This is a genomic window from Phyllobacterium sp. 21LDTY02-6, from assembly GCF_023554255.2.
In the GTDB taxonomy this organism is placed as follows: Bacteria; Pseudomonadota; Alphaproteobacteria; order Rhizobiales; family Rhizobiaceae; genus Phyllobacterium.
This window is the reverse complement of record NZ_JAMJWD020000003.1, coordinates 549,188-564,691: the sequence shown is the minus strand read 5'-3', so window position 1 is coordinate 564,691 and position 15,504 is coordinate 549,188. Positions and strand designations below refer to the sequence as shown.

Below are 15,504 nucleotides of genomic sequence, written 5' to 3'. Positions count from 1 at the left end.
CTCCCCGACAATACTAATCCATCCAGTCAGGAACCACCGAGAACCTTAGGGCGCAACCAGCAACCGCCAGCGGCGTCCCGCCCTCGTTGGTGCCGTATATAGACAACCTAACTCATAAGTGTCAACTCCAACCGACAAGTTTTTTCTGCCTTTTTGCAACTATTCCAAAATCACCCTCAATCATCCAGGCCCAAACCCGCTTTCGGCCCACGTTCAAGCTGCATTTGGACCGCCTGCTCCGCCGCAAATCCCTCAAAACCAACGAAAATCCAGCCAGACCGCCCCAGCCCCGCAAAATCCATACTTATCCACAACCCCACCATCGCGGGCAGCCAGCCGAGAAACAGCACAAAACAAAATGGCGGGGCAAACGCCCCGCCAGCATGGCAGACTAACCGCAGTCGGCAGCGATCAGGTCTTGTTCTTGTTGTAGACGTCGAACACCACCGCCGCGAGCAGAACCAACCCCTTGATGACCTGCTGCCAGTCGATATTGACGCCGAGGATCGACATGCCATTGTTCATGACGCCCATGATGAAGGCGCCGATGACGGCTCCCATCACCTGCCCCACGCCACCAAGGGCCGAGGCCCCGCCGATGAAGACCGCCGCGATGACATCGAGCTCGAAGCCGAGCCCGGCCTTTGGCGTAGCGGTATTGAGGCGTGCAGCGAAAATCAGGCCGGCCAGGGCGGCGAGCACGCCCATGTTCACGAAGGTGAAGAAGGTGAGCCGCTCGGTCTTGATCCCGGACAGTTTCGCCGCCTTTTCATTGCCGCCCATGGCATAGATGCGCCGGCCGATCGTCATCCGCTTCGTGACGAACACGAACAGCGCGATCAACAGCGACATGACAACGAGAACATTGGGCAGGCCGCGATAGGTGGAAAGCAGAAACACCAGATAGAGGATGATGCCGCCGATGATGAGGTTCTTGCCGAGGAAGAGAATGAAGGGCTCGCCCTTGTAGCCATGCTTCTCACGTTTGGCCCGGCCGCGGACGCTGAAATAGATCATCAACCCGACCAGAACGACACCGATGAGCATCGACGTGATGTTGAAGCCCGTGCCGGCGAACACATCGGGGATGAATCCGGAGCTCAACAGCTGGAACTGTGGCGGGAACGGCCCGACCGACTGGCCGCCGAGCAGCCAGAGCGCCAGCCCCCTGAAGACAAGCATGCCGGCAAGGGTAACGATGAAGGATGGTATCTTGTGATACGCCACCCAATAGCCCTGGGCCGCGCCGATGAGGCCGCCCATGGCAAGACAGGCAATCGTCGCCGGTATGAAATGGATCTGCCATCGCACCATCATGATGGCGGCAAGCCCGCCGATGAAGCCCGACACCGATCCGACCGACAGGTCGATATGGCCGGCGACGATCACCAGCAGCATGCCCAGCGCCATGATGATGATGTAGCTGTTCTGCAGAATGAGGTTGGTCAGGTTGACCGGCCTGAACAGGGTGCCGTTCGTGGCAACCTGGAAGAACAGCATGATAAGTATGAGGGCCAGAACCAGCCCATATTCGCGCAGATTGCTCCTGCTTGGCGAGCCGTCCGTCTGGACTTCGGTCTTTGCCGAATTGCTTGCGGTCTCTATCGTCATCTTACTTTCCCTCTGCGCGAATGATGGCGCGCATGATCTTTTCCTGGCTGGCTTCGCTCGCGGGCATTTCACCGACCAGTTTGCCCTGGTTCATCACATAGATCCGATCGCATATCCCGAGCAGTTCGGGCAGTTCCGACGAGATGACCAGAACGCTCTTGCCCTCGCCGACGAGCTGGTTGATGATCGAATAAATCTCATATTTCGCACCCACGTCGATACCGCGCGTCGGCTCGTCGAGGATCAGTATTTCCGGGTTCGCGAAGAGCCATTTCGACAATACCACTTTCTGCTGATTGCCGCCCGACAGATTGCCGGTCTTCTGGTAGATGCTGGATGAGCGGATATTGGTCTTGCGCCGATAGGCATTGGCCACCTTCAGCTCTTCCATGTCATCGAGTACCGCGCGTTTGGATACGCCTTCGAGATTGACGATCGTCGTATTGTGCTTGATGTGGTCGATCAGATTGAGACCATAGGTCTTGCGGTCCTCGGTGACATAGGCGATGCCGTTGTCGATCGCCTTGCCGATGGTGGATACGTCCACCTTCTTTCCGTTGATATAGACGTCGCCGCTGATCTTCGTACCATAGGCGCGGCCGAAAAGGCTCATGGCGAATTCGGTCCGGCCCGCGCCCATCAGGCCGGCTATGCCGACGACTTCGCCACGCTTTACGTTCAGGTCGATGCCCTTGATGACGACGCGGTCGCTGTGGACATGATGATGGACCACCCAGTTCCGGACATCGAGCACCACCTCGCCGATCTTCGGGTGCCTTTGCGGATAGCGATCGGCAAGCTGGCGCCCAACCATCGACGTGACCACGCGGTCCTCGGAAATATCCTTGCGATCGAGCGTCTCGATCGTCGCACCGTCACGCAGGACGGTGATGCGGTCGGCGACTTTCCCGACCTCGTTGAGCTTGTGGGATATCAGGATGGAGGATATCCCCTGCGCCTTGAATTCCAGCAGCAGGGCCAGCAGCGCATCGCTGTCGGTCTCGTTGAGACTTGCCGTCGGCTCATCGAGAATAAGCAGCTCGACCTCCTTCGAAAGCGCCTTGGCGATTTCGACGAGTTGCTGCTTGCCGACGCCGAGATTGGTGATCAAGGTGAGCGGGTCTTCCTTCAGCCCCACCTTGCGCAACAGGTCGCGCGTCCTGTTTTCGGCCTCGTGCCAGTCGATCACGCCATAGCGCGCGGGCTCGTTGCCGAGGAAGATGTTCTCCGCGATCGACAGGAGCGGTACCAGAGCGAGCTCCTGGTGGATGATGATGATGCCTTGCTTTTCGCTGTCGGCTATATCACGGAACCGCTGCGCTTCGCCCTTGTAGATGATCTCGCCTTCATAGCTGCCATGGGGGTAAACACCGCTGAGCACCTTCATCAATGTCGATTTTCCAGCGCCATTCTCGCCCACGAGAGCGTGAATTTCGCCTTTCCTGACATCGAGGTTCACATTGTTGAGCGCCTTCACCCCGGGGAAAGTCTTGGTGATGCCGCGCATTTCGAGGATGGTTTCCATCGATATCCTCACATTAAAAGATAAAGGACCCTGCGCTCGCAGCGCAGGGTCCCGAAAAAATCGACCGATTACTTCAACTGGTCTTCGGTATAATAACCGCTGCCGATCAGGATTTCCTTCCAGTTCGACTTGTCGACCTCGACCGGCTTCAAGAGGTAGGACGGAACGACCTTGACGCCATTATTATAGGTCTTGGTGTCGTTGATCTGCGGCTCTTCGCCCTTGAGCACCTTGTCGATCATATCCGCCGTCACCTTGGCCAGCTCGCGCGTGTCCTTGTAGATCGTCGAATACTGCTCGCCCGCCTCGATGGATTTCACCGACGGTATTTCAGCATCCTGGCCCGATACGAATGGGAAAGGCTGGTCGGCCGTTCCATAGCCTACGCCGCGCAGCGACGAAAGAATGCCGATCGAAAGGCCGTCATAGGGCGAAAGGACCGCGTGGACCTTCTTGTCGGTGTAATAGGCGGACAGGAGATTATCCATGCGCGCCTGCGCCACGGCACCATCCCAACGCAGCGTGCCGACCTTGTCCATGCCTGTCTGGCCCGACTGGACCACAAGCTTGCCGCTGTCGATCAGCGGCTGAAGGACGGACATCGCGCCATCATAGAAGAAGAACGCATTGTTATCGTCCGGCGAGCCGCCGAACAGCTCGATATTGAACGGGCCGGCCGCTTCGGGAAGCCCAAGCGCCTTCACAAGCGAATTTGCCTGCAAAACGCCGACCTGGAAATTGTCGAACGTCGTATAGTAGTCGACATTCGGAGAATCGCGGATCAGGCGGTCGTAGGCGATGATCTTGATGCCGGCGTCATGTGCCTGCTGCAGCACGTTCGACAATGTCGTGCCGTCGATCGATGCGATGACGAGGGCCTTGACGCCCTTGGTGACCATGTTTTCGACCTGCGCCAGCTGGTTCGGAATATCGTCCTCGGCATATTGCAGATCCGTGCCGTAGCCGCGTTCCTGCAGCGCCTTCACCATGTTGTCGCCATCGGCGATCCAGCGGGCCGAAGCCTTCGTCGGCATGGCGATGCCGACGGTGCCCTTGTCCTGCGCAAAGGCCTGCGATCCCATCGCGCCCAGCGCGATCAGACCCGCAGCAATCAGATTAGCTATTTTCACGTCTTTCCTCCTGTTGAATTCTGTTCGATGACCGAAAGAGCGCGCCTTTGCTGTCATCGGACCACCTCCCAGACCGGGTCCGAAAAAACTTGTATCGGAAAAGTATGACTTTTGGAATAGCCTTATGGCCCGGTCTGCGAATCGATTGAACCCAATTATCGTACTATATTATTTTTTTGTCTTGCGAGTCGACGTCCGCGGATGCCGGCGTTATAAAGCGTGGGCTTCAATTACGGGAGGAAACTGTGAATCTCATTCAATTATTCAGTTCCAAGGGAAAGCGGCAAGTGGCTGCGCGGACGGATAGTGGCTTCCGTCAGATCAAGCGGACCCGCTCGGTCCTGGAATTGGCGCATGCGGCCATCGAGGCCGGCCAGACGCTGGCGCAGGCCGTTGAGCAGCGCGGCTTCGGCAAGGAAGTCGATGTGGCTGCCGCCTATGCCGAGGGTCGGCTTCTGGCGCCGGTGGATGCCGCCGATCCCGCACATGTTCATCTGACGGGTACCGGGCTCACGCATCTTGGCTCCGCCTCGACGCGCGATGCGATGCACCGGAAAATCGACAGCGCCAAGGAAGAGACGCTCACCGATTCGATGAAGATGTTTCGCATGGGTCTCGAAAACGGCAAGCCCGCGCGCGGCAAGACCGGGGTGCAGCCGGAGTGGTTCTACAAGGGCAATGGCTCCATGCTTGCCGGACCTGGCGAACCATTGCTTTCGCCCGCGTTTGCCGATGATGCGGGCGAAGAGCCGGAAATCGCTGGCATCTATATCATCGGACCGGATGGAACGCCGTTCCGCCTCGGCTTCGCGCTGGCGAACGAGTTTTCCGACCATGTGATGGAACGGGTGAACTACCTCTACCTCGCCCATTCGAAGCTGCGGCCCTGTTCCATCGGCCCGGAGCTGCTGGTCGGCGATCTGCCGTCGGATATCAGAGGCACCTCAAGGATCATCCGCAAGAAGAAGACGATCTGGGAAAAGCCCTTCCTTTCCGGCGAGGCCAACATGTCCCATACGATCGCCAATCTCGAGCATCACCACTTCAAATATTCGGTCTTCCGCCAACCGGGCGATGTGCACGTCCATATGTTCGGCACGGCCACGCTTTCGTTCGCAGACGGAATGAAGGCGGAAGATGGCGATGTGTTCGAGATCGAGGCCGAGGCATTCGGCCTGCCGTTGCGCAATCCCCTGAAGACGGAGAAACCGCAGCGTTTCAGCGTGAAGCCGCTTTAGACTTTCCTGCAACGAGGACGCGTTCAGCGCCCTCGTTGATGACAACGCGCATGGCCTCTTTCGCCTGTTCGACGTCTCCCGCCGCGATCGCCTTGGCGATTGCGGCGTGCCGCTCGACGGAGCGAACATGGCTCTCGGAGTTGGGTATCGGCGAGCTGATCGTGAACGTGGTTACAAGCGCAACCTCTATCAGCGCACTGATCGATCGCATGAACGGATTGCCCGACGCCTCGGCGATGGCGATGTGAAACTGCAAGTCGCTGTGGACGAAATCGGCAGCGGATTCCCGCGCCTCCCGCATCTTCTCGACCCAGCCGAACAAAGTCGCCAATTGCGCATCCGTCCGCCGGATGGCGGCAAGGCCCGCCGCTTCCGGCTCCAGCGCGAGGCGCATTTCAACGATGCTGGCCAGAAATTCCGCGCTTGCCCCCGCCTCGAAATGCCAGACAAGAATATCCGGATCGAACAGGTTCCATTGGGAACGATGGAGAACCCGGGTCCCGATCTTGGCCTTCGGCTGTATGAGCCCCTTCGCCGCCAGCGTCTTCAGCGCTTCCCGCAGCACTGTCCTCGAAACGCCAAAGCGCTGGAGAAGCTCGGTATCTCCCGGCAGGATCGAGTTTTCAGGATAGGCGCCGCTGACGATCTTCAATCCAAGATCGCGCATGACGTGGCCGTGATGCGTTCGCCTCTGGCCGGTCGTGCGAAAATCGTAATCGGTGAGTTCTCTATTTGACAAACTGTCGCCCGCACTCCATCCGCGGTGGAGGGTCGTCCTCCACCCACCGGCACCCGTTCCGACTATTATAATATAATACGATAATTTACAATCGCCGCACCCGTACCCTTTGCGAGAGCACGTTTGTCAGCGCGTCGCAACGATGAACAGGCGGGGAAACGGCAGCAGCACGGTGCCATCTTCGAGCACGCGATAGGCCTCGGCGAGCTTGCCGGCATAGATCGCCAGGAACTCTTTCCGTTCCGCCTCGTCCAGCGCCGCCAGATAGGGGGCGAGCGCCGATCCCTTGAACCAGTCGATAATGCCTTCGATCCCCGCGAGCGGGTGATGGTAGATCGTCCGCCAGACATCGACACGGCGGCCGAAAGGCTTCAGCATCTCGTAATATCGCCCGGCAGACGGAAGCGGCTGGCGGGCCGCTGAAACCGGGTGAAGCCGTTGTGCCCATGGGTCCATCGCCGCCACTTCACGCATAGCCAGATGCGCCGGCTCGCCGAGATTGTCCGGCATCTGGATCGCGAGGGATCCGCCATTCTCCAGACAAGTCATCAGCCGCGGAAACAGCGTCTCGTGATCGTGCAGCCATTGCATGGAAGCATTGGCATAGAGAAGCCCCACGGGCACGGATGGCTGCCACTCGTCGATCCGCGCCATAGTAAAGCCGCAGTCGGGCAGACGCTGCCTCGCCTTGGCGAGCATGTCTTCGGAAGTATCGATCCCTTCGATCGCGGCGCCGGGAAAACGTTCGACCAGGAGTGCGGTGGAATTGCCCGGTCCGCAGCCGAGATCGACCACATGTCCCGGCTCGTAGACGGGAACGGCGGCAAGCAGGTCTTTCGCCGGCCGGGTGCGTTCATCCTCGAACTTCAGATATTGCTCGGCCGACCACTCCGCTTGTCTCATATCGTCTCCTCAACATGCGCCAGAGAATAATTTTTGACCGGTGGTCGGGAACCGTCATAGTTGTTCGTCTACTATTAGAAAAGGAACATTCCTATGCTCTATGCAATCCTTTGTTACAATTCGGAAGACGTCGTCGGAGCCTGGACGAAGGAGGAGGACGACACTGTAATGGCGCGCCTCGCTACCGTTCAGGAAAAGCTCGCCAAGCAGGGCCGGCTCGGCCCGGTGGCGCGGCTCTTGCCGACGACAGCTGCCACGACGCTGCGCAAGGGTGGCGGCGAACCCATTGTCATCGATGGGCCATTTGCCGAGACAAAGGAGCAGTTCCTGGGTTTCTACGTCATCGATTGCGCTACGTTGGACGACGCAATCGACGTTGCCCGGGACCTTTCGGAAGCCAATCCGGGGACGGGTTCCTATGAAATCCGGCCAATTTCCATCTTCAGACCTGGAAGGACTACATGACGGATTCGAACTGGATCGAAGCGGCCCTTACCGCGGCACGCCCACAGGCGGTGGGTGCACTTCTGCGCTATTTTCGCAATCTGGACATTGCCGAAGAAGCCTATCAGGAGGCCTGTCTGCGCGCACTCAAGAACTGGCCGAAGAACGGGCCGCCGCGGGACCCGACGGCCTGGCTGATATTTGTCGGACGCAACAGCGCCATTGACGGCGTGCGCCGCCAGGCAAAGCAGCAGCCGCTTCCGCCGGAGGAGATCCTGTCAGATCTGGAAGACAATGAGACGGCAGTCGCCCACCGCATCGATGATGCCGATTATCGCGACGACATATTGCGGCTGTTGTTCATCTGCTGTCATCCCGACCTGCCGCCGACGCAACAGATCGCCGTCGCGCTGCGCATCGTCTCCGGCCTTTCCGTGAAGCAGATCGCCAAGGCCTTTCTCGTCGGCGAAAGTGCCATGGAGCAGCGGATCACCCGCGCCAAGAGCCGGATCGGCACTGGCGGCGTGGCGTTCGAGACGCCGGATCCCATCGAGCGCGCCGAACGCCTGGCGGCGGTGGCGGCCATGGTCTATCTCATTTTCAACGAAGGCTATTCCGGCAACAGCGAAGAGCAGAAGGCCCGCTTTCCGCTCTGCGACGAAGCCATCCGGCTGGCGCGGCTTTTGCTGCGGCTGTTCCCGTCCGAACCGGAAATCATGGGCCTGAACGCGCTGCTTCTCCTGCAGAACGCCCGGGCCGCGGCCCGTTTCGACGCCAATGGCGATATCGTGCTCCTGGAAGACCAGAACCGGGCGCTATGGAACCGGGAAGCGATCAACGAGGGCCTGGCGCTGATCGACAAGGCCATGCGTCACAGGCGCCCGGGTCCCTATCAGGTTCAGGCCGCCATTGCGGCGCTTCACGCCCGCGCCGAGAAGGCCGAGGACACGGATTGGGAGGAGATAGATCTTCTTTATGCTGCGCTGGAACGCATGACGCCCTCGCCCGTGATCACGCTCAATCGTGCGGTCGCCATATCCAAGACGCGCGGCCCGGCAGAAGCGCTTGCACTCATCGAGCCGCTGGAAGACCGGCTCTCCGGCTATTTTCATTATTTCGGGTTGAAGGGTGGCCTGCTGGTGAAGCTCGGACGGGAGGGAGAAGCCCGCGAGGCATTCAACCGCGCCATTGCGCTGGCGAATACCGCGGCGGAGGCTTCGCATATCCGCACCCATCTCGACCGTCTTGCCCAGATCTGACATTGGCGGCACCAAAGTCCGATTGATTGCCTTCCTGCGCCGACCGGCTTGCGTCGCTTGTCCGCACGCTACGGTTACGAATTCCTGACCGTCACGACATGTCGATCGGTGTCTTGTGGGCGGCGATATCGTGCGGCAGCGTCGTCTGGCGCTCGATCATGCGGTGGACCCTCGGCTCGTCCGGCCCCTGATGCAGTGCCCTGATCCGGATGCCCACGGCTGCATCCGCCTTGGTGCGGCGCTGATTGTGGCGCACATATTCGACCCAGGTCGGCGTGTGGTAGCTTTCGGTCCAGACCATTGGGTTTTCGAGGTCGCGCATCAACGCCCAGTGGCCGGCGCCATCCCTGATGCGGATGCGGCGGCGGGCGGCCATCATCTGCAGAAATTCGGGGACATCCTCTTCCTTGATGACATAGTCGATCATGATGACGATCGGCCCGCTGCGCGGTTTGAGGTCGAGTGCCAGCAATGGTTCGCTGAACTGGTTCAAGGGATCGAGGTTCAGCGACCTGAACTCCGGCAAGGCATAGCGCAAACCGACCAGACCACCGAGGATCATCACCACGCTCGATGCGAGCAGCGCCCACTCCGCCCCGTTTTCTGCTGCCGCGGCCCCCCAGAGCCAGCTTCCTCCGGCCATTCCGCCGAAGGTCGTCGTCTGGTAAAGCGACAGCGCCCGGCCCACCACCCAGCGCGGGGTCGACAGCTGTACCGTGACATTGAACAGCGACAGGGCAAGAACCCAGCAGGCTCCGGCGAGAAGCAGTGCAGCGCTCGTCAATATCGCGCTGGTGCTCAATGCAGTGATCGCGGCGCTGACGGCGAAGCCCAGGAATGCCAGCTTGACGATCGACTCGCTGGAAAGGGATTCGCGAAGCCGCGTGCTCAAGAGCGCCCCGCCGATCGCGCCGATCCCGAATGCGCCGAGCAATGCGCCATAGGCCAACGGCCCGCCCTTGATCAGGTCGCGCGCGACGAGCGGCAGCAAGGCCAGTATCGCGCTGGCGGAAAGGCCGAACACAAAGCCGCGAAAGATGACCTTGACGATGTTCGGCGACATGGCGACATAGCGAAACCCGGCCGAAATGGCGCGTCCGAGCGTTTCCCGCGGCAACGGATTGGCATCATATCGAGGCTGCCAGCGGAACAGGGCGAATATCAGCGGCAGATAGCTCAACGTATTGACGGCGAAGGCAGCCGCCGCGCCTGCCACCGCGACGATCGCGCCGCCGATGGCCGGGCCAACGCTCCGGGTCATGTTGAAGCCCATGCTGTTGAGCGCCACGGCCCCCGGCAGATCGTCGCGCGAAACCATGTCGCCTACCGATGCCTGCCAGGACGGATTGTTGAGGGCGGTGCCGCAACCGAGCAAAAAGGTGAACGTCAACAAAAGCCAGGGCGTGATCTGCCCGAGATAGGCGGAAACAGACAGGAGCACCGAGACCGCGAGCATGAAACACTGCGCCGTGAGCATGACACGACGGCGATTGAAATTATCCGCAAGCGCGCCGGATACGAGCGAGAAAAGCATGATCGGCAGCGCCGTGGATGCCTGGACGAGGGCCACCATATCGACGGAGCTCGATATGGTCGTCATCATCCAGGCTGCTCCGACCGACTGTATCAGCGAGCCGAAATTGGAGGAGAGACTGGCGAACCAAATGGTGCGGAACGTCTCATGCTTGAATGGCGCCAAGGGTGATTTTCGCTCGGTCACCGTGTGAATCCCTATGATGACGAGTTGAGGACGCCTTCACTTATAGACCCCCGGTTGTGAATTGCCAGCGAGCGACCGATATAGCGCAACGATTTCCAAGAAAAACCGGTGCGAGTTGTCGGCATCGCAGACTTTCATTCGTTCCTAGGCCGTGGTCCAATCCCATGTGCAACTCAAGGAGGATACAATGTCCTATGTCGATGGTTTCATACTCGCAGTTCCAAAGGACAATTTCGAGGCTTACAAGGAACTGACGAAGCGGGCCGGCGAAGTCTGGATGGATCACGGTGCGCTCGCCTATGTCGAATGTGTCGGCGACGACGTACCCTATGGCGAACTCACCTCCTTTCCCTGCGCAGTGCACGCGAACGAGAATGAGGTCGTCGTCTTCTCGTGGATCGTTTACCCCTCGCGCGAGAAACGGGACGAGATAAACAGGAAGGTGATGGAGGATCCACGCCTCGAATCGGCCGGCGCCGAGCACATCTTTGATGGCAAGCGCATGATCTATGGCGGGTTCCAGCCCTTTACCGAGCTCTGACGGAACCTACTTCAAGCCGCAATTGCGCATCTGCCGTTCGTAATCGGCAGCCATGGTGGCGGCAGCGCGGGCGACGCGCTGCATGCCGGCATTTGATTTCCATGAACCGCGCGAATAGGCCGTGTGTCCGAAATAATAGGCGAGATACAGATTGTAGGCGTCGTTCAAGGCGATGCCATTCACGTCCCGGCTCTTGGAGTGATACCAACCGACGAAATCGACCGCATCGCCGAAATCGTTGCGGCTGGCGCCCCACCGGCCCGTCTCGCGCTTATATTGTGCCCAGGTTCCATCCAATGCCTGCGAATAGCCATAGGCCGACGAAGGACGCTTCCACGGAATGAAGCCGAGCAGCTTCGTACGCGGCGGACGCACGCGCGCCTTGAAGCCTGATTCCTTGCGAATCGTCGCCATGAGAATCGGAACGGGAACGCCATAACGTTGTTCGGCGCGCTTTGCTGCACTGTACCAATTATCGAACCAACCGTCTCTCTGGTCGAAAACCGCACAGACATTGTTGATCCGGCTTGGCGCCGTCGCACAGCCAACCAAGACGAGCATAATGGCAAAAACTGCCACTTTCCCGGGCAAATTCCTTAACATTCTTCGAGATATAGAGAGAAAAAGTTAACAATTTTTTGCCATCGATTCGCCGGCAAAGACACTGGACAGGCATCGTGGCCGCCCAAGAGTCACCACCCGGCAATCTCTGCCTTCCCACTTGGTGATAATACTTATATACCCACAGTTTGGATTGACTGTACTATTGTGCAGTGCGAAGTTGATCTGCAAATATCACTACACTCGAAGGCGGTTGCGGCGCCATTCATGGAGATTGATTTGGTTCCGATCTATCAGAACAGGGATGCCGGGCCGGATGCGACAGGCCGGACGGATACCAGTCGGATGGGGCGCAAGTCGTCTGCTTCCGCCTCGCCTATCATCACCCATTTCGAACTCGCCCGAACCCTTGAGCGGGTCAATCGGCGCTTTTCGGTATTTCTGCAGTCGGAAATGACGCGCCGGGGAGTCGAAGAGATCGGGCCTGCCCACCTGATGTTGCTTCTGGCGATCGGCAATGACGAGATCTCCGTCAGCCAGCTCATGGAGCGCGGTCCCTATGCCGGCACCAATCTCTCCTATTACCTCAAACAGCTGGGCGAAGCCGGTTACATCGAGCGCAATGCCTTGCAGCGCGACCGTCGCGCGGCACGCATCAAGCTTTCGGCCAAGGGCCAGGAACTCTGCGCCGACATGGCTGAAACCGCAGCGTCCTGCCACAAGCTCATCGCGAATGATGAGGAAAGCATCCGCAATCTGGAAACGACCTTCCGCACGCTCGACCGTATCGAGCAGACCTGGGCGAGCGCCGTCATATTCGGCACACCCGGCGAAAGCCGCGGCGGCTGAGGCAGGAATCAACGTCGAACGATAAAAGGCCAGGTCGAACCTGGCCTTTTTCCATTTACGATCCGCTTCAGTACTATTCTTCGCGCTGGCCCGTCAGGTTGAGCAGCAGCTGGAACAGATTGATGAAGTTCAGATACAGGGAGAAGGCTCCGAACACGGCCAGCTTCTGCTGCGTTTCGGAATCATGATTCTCCGCATATTGTTCCTTGATCGACTGCGTATCCCATGCCGTCAGGCCGACGAAGACGAGAACACCGGCGACCGATACGACGAATTGTATCATCGTCGAGCCGAGGAACAGGTTGACGAGGCTGGCTACGACGACGCCGATCAGGCCCATCATCAGGAACGAACCGTACTGCGACAGGTCGCGCTTCGTCGTGTAGCCGTAGAGGCTCGTCGCGCCGAACATCGTCGCTGCGATGAAGAAGGTGCGCGCGATGCTGTTACCCGTGAAGACGAGAAAGATCGATGCCATCGAAAGTCCCATGACGGCGCAGAATGCCCAGAACAGCATCTGGGCCGAAGCGGCCGACATGGAGTGCATGCGGAACGAGAAGAACATCACGAAGGCGAGCGGAGCCAGCATCACCACCCATTTCAGCGGGGTGGAGAAGATGGGCACGTAGAGTGCGGGAGTCGATGCGACCATGAAGGCGATGATGCCGGTGACGACGAGCCCGAGGCCCATGTAATTGTAGATGCGCAGCATATGCTGGCGCAAACCTTCGTCGAACTGCGCCGCTGATTGGCCAGTCCGTCCCAAACCATATTGGAGGGGTGTATTCATCGCGTTTTCCTTCCGTTGATAATCAATAAAGAGTGCTGGATATGTCTGTCGCGACCTTGCGCAGATCCGACGCACCTGCCTCGGCGACGAGCGCATAGGCCACCTCGCCGATCTGGAAATAGGCCGCCGACATGCCGTCGATATCGACGATCTGCGGCTTCACCACATCGAAGCTGCCGGGGCGAACGGCGAACAGCGAGAGCGGTGCCGCCTTGTCGGTGCCGATTTCGACTTCGACGCTCGGCCCGAAAGTGGACGGGAACAGCTGGACATCCTTCACTTTCCAGCCGACCGGCAGTTCCGGCATGACGATGGCGGTCGCCGCCCGTATCTCCGCGGCATCGAGGCTCTTCGTTTCGAGCTGCGAAGCCATCCCGGCTCGCAGCAGGGAGGTCTTGTGGGCCATGACGGCATCCTGCACGAAGGGCGGCGGCGGCGTGGACGCGACCACCTGCGAGACGACGAGCGGCCCGAAACCCGCATGCGCCATCCAGCCGAGGCCGACGAGGACGCCGATCGCGGCGATACGCTGGACGTTGCGGAAGAACCGCCGCCGGGCAAGGCTTCGCTGCAGGCGTTCGGCAGCCTGCGCCGATGCAAGGCCCGACACGGATGACGCGGTCGACAGGGCGAGGCGCAATTCATCCCGTCCGCGCAAATCTGCCATGACCTGCGCCGCTTCCTGCGGATGCTCGGACAGATAGGCCGCCACCTCGATCCGCCGCGCTGCGTCAAGCTGTTCGTCGACATAGGCGTCGAGGTCCGCGCGGGTGATTGGATCAATGTTCCTGGTCATCGCGGCCTCCTACGAGCCTTAATTTCCCCGTCTGGGGCGGGTTTTCCTCGATGTCGCGCATCGCCGCCCTGGCGCGGCTGAGGCGGGACATCAATGTGCCGACGGGCACGCCCAGTATTGCGGCTGCTTCCTCATAGGAGAGGCCTTCCACAGCCACGAGGTGCAGCGCGCCCCGTTGTTCTTCCGGCAGGGCGCCAAATGCCCTGCGCACCTGGCCGAGCCGCGCTGAATGCTCCTGCGGCGGCGCCTGAACCGTATCCGTTACCCAGCCGGCCTGTTCGATCTTGCGCGCTTCCGACCGCTTCGAGCGGAAGCGATCGATGAAGACATTATGCAGAACGGAAAATAGCCAGCTGCGAAGGTTGCTGCCCGTGCGAAAGCTCGATTGTCTCTCATAGGCGCGGACAAGCGCGTCATGCACGAGATCTTCCGCGTCCTGATCATTGCCCGCGAGCGTCCTTGCATAGCGCCGCAAGGAGCCAAGCTGGGATAGAACATCGAACCGTGGGTCTTGATCCTTCATGCCCGATATACGCCTTCCAAACGGATTTTATTCCACCCGCCTCGAAATTTTGTCCACTCAGCCAAAATAAAAGCGAGAATGATCATTCTCATATTGACGAGACGCCATGTTGCCATATAAACGAGAGTGAACGTTCGCTCTTTTTTTCTGGACCCATGGCTGACTACACTTCATCCCGCTCGCTGAAAGCCCCTCTCCCGGTCGACGACACTGACGAGAGCCGGTGCTGCATCACCAAATTCTTCGGCAAGCGCGCGCGCAATCGCGAGGCGCAGGAAGAGCGTATCCTCAATGCCGCGACCGAGTGTTTCATACGGTCGGGCTTTCGCGGCGCGTCGATGAACGAGATATGTGCCGAGGCTGGCATGAGTCCGGGCGCGCTTTACCGCTATTTTCCCTCCAAGGAAGCCATTATCGAGCGTATTTGCGCCGCCCATCGGCAGGAAAGCGCGGAGATTCTGGATCGCATGTCCGGTACCCGCGACATCGTCGATGCCCTCGTTTTTGTCGGAATTGAGCATATCCGCCAGATGTCGATGCAGAATTCCGGTCCCGGGCCGGCGGATTCCAGTGCGAGACTGCTTCTTGAAGTCCGTGCCGAGGCTACCCGCAACGATGCCGTGGCGGCCATCTGCGACCTGCATGAAAGCATGATGCGGGAAAAGCTTCTCAGCGCCTTCCGCCAGGCAAAGGAACATGGCCTCATCGATCCGGTGGTAGATCTGGAGCTTGCCGTGGCCAGTCTCTCGGCAATGGGCGAAGGCATCATTCTACGCAATTTTCCGGCCGAAGGCGTGGAACCGGAGGCGCTCGAACCGGTGTTCCGCGCCCTGGCCGAATCCATCCTGCGCCCAAAACATACCTGACCATCCTCA

Annotated in this window: 16 protein-coding genes; 6 read left to right on the top strand and 10 right to left on the bottom strand. The window is 59.5% G+C overall.

The features are described from left to right. Positions 1–411: 411 nt before the first annotated feature. From mmsB to chvE, 3 genes are all read right to left on the bottom strand, one after another. A complete protein-coding gene (gene mmsB / locus M8997_RS14115; RefSeq protein ID WP_250018783.1) occupies positions 412–1,611 on the bottom strand; it encodes a multiple monosaccharide ABC transporter permease in 1,200 nt (399 codons plus the stop codon). A gap of 1 nt (position 1,612) precedes the next feature. After that, complete coding sequence (gene mmsA / locus M8997_RS14110; RefSeq protein ID WP_250018784.1) at positions 1,613–3,136, bottom strand: multiple monosaccharide ABC transporter ATP-binding protein; 1,524 nt, start codon at positions 3,134–3,136, stop codon at positions 1,613–1,615. Between the two features lie 68 nt (positions 3,137–3,204). Beyond that, positions 3,205–4,218, bottom strand: a complete 1,014-nt coding sequence (chvE, locus tag M8997_RS14105; RefSeq protein WP_250018972.1) for a multiple monosaccharide ABC transporter substrate-binding protein — start codon at positions 4,216–4,218, stop codon at positions 3,205–3,207. Positions 4,219–4,511: 293 nt separating this feature from the next. On the opposite strand from chvE, the gene araD1 reads away from it, so the two are divergent. Beyond that, positions 4,512–5,504 (top strand): AraD1 family protein, encoded by a 993-nt coding sequence (gene araD1 / locus M8997_RS14100; RefSeq protein WP_250018785.1) that lies wholly within the window; start codon positions 4,512–4,514, stop codon positions 5,502–5,504. Here araD1 and M8997_RS14095 read toward each other — a convergent pair. Together M8997_RS14095 and tam are read right to left on the bottom strand one after the other, a co-directional pair. Beyond that, a complete protein-coding gene (locus tag M8997_RS14095; RefSeq protein WP_323748386.1) occupies positions 5,485–6,171 on the bottom strand; it encodes a FadR/GntR family transcriptional regulator in 687 nt (228 codons plus the stop codon). The genes araD1 and M8997_RS14095 overlap by 20 nt on opposite strands. Before the next feature lie 198 nt (positions 6,172–6,369). After that, complete coding sequence (tam, locus tag M8997_RS14090; protein WP_250018787.1) at positions 6,370–7,146, bottom strand: trans-aconitate 2-methyltransferase; 777 nt, start codon at positions 7,144–7,146, stop codon at positions 6,370–6,372. A 93-nt stretch (positions 7,147–7,239) separates the two neighbouring features. On the opposite strand from tam, the gene M8997_RS14085 reads away from it, so the two are divergent. Together M8997_RS14085 and M8997_RS14080 are read left to right on the top strand one after the other, a co-directional pair. After that, positions 7,240–7,611: a YciI family protein gene (locus M8997_RS14085; RefSeq protein WP_250018788.1), complete on the top strand. Its 372-nt coding sequence runs from the start codon at positions 7,240–7,242 to the stop codon at positions 7,609–7,611. Next, positions 7,608–8,849 (top strand): RNA polymerase sigma factor, encoded by a 1,242-nt coding sequence (locus M8997_RS14080; protein ID WP_250018789.1) that lies wholly within the window; start codon positions 7,608–7,610, stop codon positions 8,847–8,849. Before M8997_RS14085 ends, M8997_RS14080 begins: the two co-directional genes overlap by 4 nt. 91 nt (positions 8,850–8,940) lie before the next feature. On the opposite strand, the gene M8997_RS14075 is transcribed toward M8997_RS14080, so the two are convergent. After that, positions 8,941–10,569 (bottom strand): MFS transporter, encoded by a 1,629-nt coding sequence (locus tag M8997_RS14075; RefSeq protein ID WP_250018790.1) that lies wholly within the window; start codon positions 10,567–10,569, stop codon positions 8,941–8,943. Positions 10,570–10,756: 187 nt separating this feature from the next. On the opposite strand from M8997_RS14075, the gene M8997_RS14070 reads away from it, so the two are divergent. Then, complete coding sequence (locus tag M8997_RS14070) at positions 10,757–11,110, top strand: DUF1428 domain-containing protein (RefSeq protein ID WP_250018791.1); 354 nt, start codon at positions 10,757–10,759, stop codon at positions 11,108–11,110. Positions 11,111–11,116: 6 nt separating this feature from the next. On the opposite strand, the gene M8997_RS14065 is transcribed toward M8997_RS14070, so the two are convergent. Beyond that, positions 11,117–11,713: a hypothetical protein gene (locus M8997_RS14065; RefSeq protein WP_256473290.1), complete on the bottom strand. Its 597-nt coding sequence runs from the start codon at positions 11,711–11,713 to the stop codon at positions 11,117–11,119. A gap of 225 nt (positions 11,714–11,938) precedes the next feature. On the opposite strand from M8997_RS14065, the gene M8997_RS14060 reads away from it, so the two are divergent. Continuing rightward, complete coding sequence (locus tag M8997_RS14060; protein WP_250018793.1) at positions 11,939–12,520, top strand: MarR family winged helix-turn-helix transcriptional regulator; 582 nt, start codon at positions 11,939–11,941, stop codon at positions 12,518–12,520. 73 nt (positions 12,521–12,593) lie between these two features. Here M8997_RS14060 and M8997_RS14055 read toward each other — a convergent pair whose 3' ends face one another. From M8997_RS14055 to M8997_RS14045, 3 genes are read right to left on the bottom strand one after another with little or no spacing between them, the layout of a single operon-like run. Next, entirely contained in the window at positions 12,594–13,310 is a 717-nt protein-coding gene (locus tag M8997_RS14055) for a Bax inhibitor-1/YccA family protein (RefSeq protein ID WP_250018794.1), read from the bottom strand. 22 nt (positions 13,311–13,332) lie between these two features. Beyond that, a complete protein-coding gene (locus M8997_RS14050) occupies positions 13,333–14,106 on the bottom strand; it encodes an anti-sigma factor (protein ID WP_250018795.1) in 774 nt (257 codons plus the stop codon). Further along, positions 14,090–14,629, bottom strand: coding sequence for a sigma-70 family RNA polymerase sigma factor (locus tag M8997_RS14045; RefSeq protein ID WP_250018796.1), 540 nt, complete (start codon positions 14,627–14,629; stop codon positions 14,090–14,092). Before M8997_RS14045 ends, M8997_RS14050 begins: the two co-directional genes overlap by 17 nt. 155 nt (positions 14,630–14,784) lie before the next feature. On the opposite strand from M8997_RS14045, the gene M8997_RS14040 reads away from it, so the two are divergent. After that, on the top strand, positions 14,785–15,495 hold the full coding sequence (locus M8997_RS14040; RefSeq protein ID WP_250018797.1) for a TetR/AcrR family transcriptional regulator: 711 nt from the start codon (positions 14,785–14,787) through the stop codon (positions 15,493–15,495). Positions 15,496–15,504 lie beyond the last annotated feature (9 nt).

What these genes read in the sequence shown, in the direction of transcription:
- mmsB (WP_250018783.1), bottom strand. Translation starts at nt 1,611, where the DNA reads ATGACGATAGAGACCGCAAGCAATTCGGCAAAGACCGAAGTCCAGACG.
- mmsA (WP_250018784.1), bottom strand. Translation starts at nt 3,136, where the DNA reads ATGGAAACCATCCTCGAAATGCGCGGCATCACCAAGACTTTCCCCGGG.
- chvE (WP_250018972.1), bottom strand. Translation starts at nt 4,218, where the DNA reads ATGGGATCGCAGGCCTTTGCGCAGGACAAGGGCACCGTCGGCATCGCC.
- M8997_RS14095 (WP_323748386.1), bottom strand. Translation starts at nt 6,171, where the DNA reads ATGCGCGATCTTGGATTGAAGATCGTCAGCGGCGCCTATCCTGAAAAC.
- tam (WP_250018787.1), bottom strand. Translation starts at nt 7,146, where the DNA reads ATGAGACAAGCGGAGTGGTCGGCCGAGCAATATCTGAAGTTCGAGGAT.
- M8997_RS14085 (WP_250018788.1), top strand. Translation starts at nt 7,240, where the DNA reads ATGCTCTATGCAATCCTTTGTTACAATTCGGAAGACGTCGTCGGAGCC.
- M8997_RS14080 (WP_250018789.1), top strand. Translation starts at nt 7,608, where the DNA reads ATGACGGATTCGAACTGGATCGAAGCGGCCCTTACCGCGGCACGCCCA.
- M8997_RS14070 (WP_250018791.1), top strand. Translation starts at nt 10,757, where the DNA reads ATGTCCTATGTCGATGGTTTCATACTCGCAGTTCCAAAGGACAATTTC.
- M8997_RS14065 (WP_256473290.1), bottom strand. Translation starts at nt 11,713, where the DNA reads ATGTTAAGGAATTTGCCCGGGAAAGTGGCAGTTTTTGCCATTATGCTC.
- M8997_RS14060 (WP_250018793.1), top strand. Translation starts at nt 11,939, where the DNA reads ATGGAGATTGATTTGGTTCCGATCTATCAGAACAGGGATGCCGGGCCG.
- M8997_RS14055 (WP_250018794.1), bottom strand. Translation starts at nt 13,310, where the DNA reads ATGAATACACCCCTCCAATATGGTTTGGGACGGACTGGCCAATCAGCG.
- M8997_RS14050 (WP_250018795.1), bottom strand. Translation starts at nt 14,106, where the DNA reads ATGACCAGGAACATTGATCCAATCACCCGCGCGGACCTCGACGCCTAT.
- M8997_RS14045 (WP_250018796.1), bottom strand. Translation starts at nt 14,629, where the DNA reads ATGAAGGATCAAGACCCACGGTTCGATGTTCTATCCCAGCTTGGCTCC.
- M8997_RS14040 (WP_250018797.1), top strand. Translation starts at nt 14,785, where the DNA reads ATGGCTGACTACACTTCATCCCGCTCGCTGAAAGCCCCTCTCCCGGTC.